Genomic DNA, 1,865 nt, shown 5'->3' with positions numbered 1-1,865 from the left:
GTGTTACAGCGGCGAACATATTAGATGGAATGTTGAAATGGAAATCGCAAGCATCGTCGCTTGGACGGAATCCCGACCAGATCATGCCAGTCTCGTTGACCAGCATGCCGCGCCCTTGCCTCCGCAGCGTATCGATCATGATTCCATTATGACGCTGGAACCTGTACGTAGAGAGCTCAGCATGCTGCTGCTCGACCTGCCAGACATCCAGCATCGCCAGCAAAGAAGCTTTGAATTGCTCATTGAATATGCCCGTCCGGCCCGTTTCCTTCCAATAATGATAGGCTAGACGGAAAGAGAAGCACATGGAATCGAGTTCGAATTTACGTTCCCACACCCAAGGCGAACTTTCCGTTTCGTCTCCGGAGTTCCAATGCCAGTCATTCGCGGTTTCGTTAAACGCGTTAGCATAAGGATCAATGCTAATGTAGAACATATGACGATTAATGACTCCCTCCAGAATACGCTGCAAATCGGTGTCTTCCTTGGCAAACGGGACATAATGCATCACTTGCTCAACGGAATCCCGCAACCACATAGCGGGGATGTCTCCTGTTAGGACAAAGGTAGTCCCGTCCTCCAGCAGCTTTGTTGTCGTCTCCAGCGTATTTGGGAAGCAGTTCTGAAATAATCGGTTAAGCTTCGGCCGATGAGCGAGCAGCTTCTCCGCTTCCTCCATCGCCTTTACGATGGAAGGCGGCAGCTTTAGCTCGGGGATATCAATTTGCGGCAAACGATGGTTTTTCATAGTGTTGTTTCATCCTCTCTCCATACTTATTTGGGTGGAAGTACATACAAGTCAGCCCCAAGGAGCGACTCCGCGTGGCCGCCTACTTGGATACGGAACTGACCCGGTTCGACGATGCGGCAATAGTCCCTTCCTACGTATTGCAATTGTTCCTTTGCGATCGTAAACTGGACGGTCGTCGATTCGCCAGGCTCCAATTGAATTTTCAGGAAGCCCTTCAATTCCAAAGGTGGCCTCGTTACGGAACTGACAACATCCGTTACATAAAGCTGTACGACCTCCTGTCCCGCCATTCCGCCGATATTCGTGACATCAACGCTTACGGTGCAGCTCTCATCCGGCTTTATATTAGATTTGCTTAGCGTGATGCCGTCATACTGGAAAGACGTGTAGCTAAGGCCATAACCGAATGGATATCTAGGTTCTAAGTCTGTCTCCACATATCGCTTGCCTTTGGTCCGCTTCGTATTGTAATAAATCGGAAGCTGTCCCGAATGCTTGGGAATCGATATTGTGAGCCTGCCGGACGGGTTGTAATCGCCGAATAGAACGTCCGCGATTGCATTCCCGCCTTCCTGTCCGGGATACCAAGCCTCTAGAATCGCATCGGCGTGTTCGTCAATCCACGGTTCCACGATCGGCCGTCCGTTGATATAAACGACGATAAGCGGTTTGCCTGTCTTGTGAAGCTCTTTCAGCAATTCCAATTGAACGCCTGACAAACTCAGTTCCGCTCTGTCAAATCCTTCTCCGCAATCCATATCGCTTAAGCTTGACTGATCGGTAATAATCGCAGCACCCGTCTTTAAATCTATCGTTCCTTCGCCGAAGTCCCTTGCGCTGGAACCGCCAACTACGGCTATGATCGCATCTGCAGCCTGAGCGATCTGGAATGCGTGCTCGAATCCTTCCTTCGACGGATCTTTAATGCGGCAGCCCGGCGCATACATGACCTCGCTTTGGCCTACGCATTTTCGCTGAATGCCGTCTAGTACCGTCACAATTCCGGAGCGCTCCTGCGGCGATGTATAATCACCCAATTGGTTATAAATATTGTTCGCGTTAGGTCCGATGACCGCGATTTTGCTCAAGTTTGTTGACAACGGCAGCACCTGAT

Annotated in this window: 2 protein-coding genes; both read right to left on the bottom strand. The window is 50.4% G+C overall.

The window, feature by feature from the left end; genetic code table 11:
• On the bottom strand, positions 1–748 hold a 748-nt coding region (locus AC1DSE_RS34770), incomplete at its 3' end, for a glycoside hydrolase family 125 protein (protein ID WP_477529067.1).
• Positions 749–774: 26 nt separating this feature from the next.
• Positions 775–1,865 (bottom strand): glycoside hydrolase family 3 C-terminal domain-containing protein (locus AC1DSE_RS34765; RefSeq protein ID WP_477529066.1); only part of this gene is annotated, 1,091 nt, incomplete at its 5' end.

Source organism: Paenibacillus sp. 01L418, assembly GCF_056400045.1.
The sequence above is the reverse complement of the archived record's forward strand: the minus strand, read 5'-3'. Positions and strand labels throughout refer to the sequence as shown.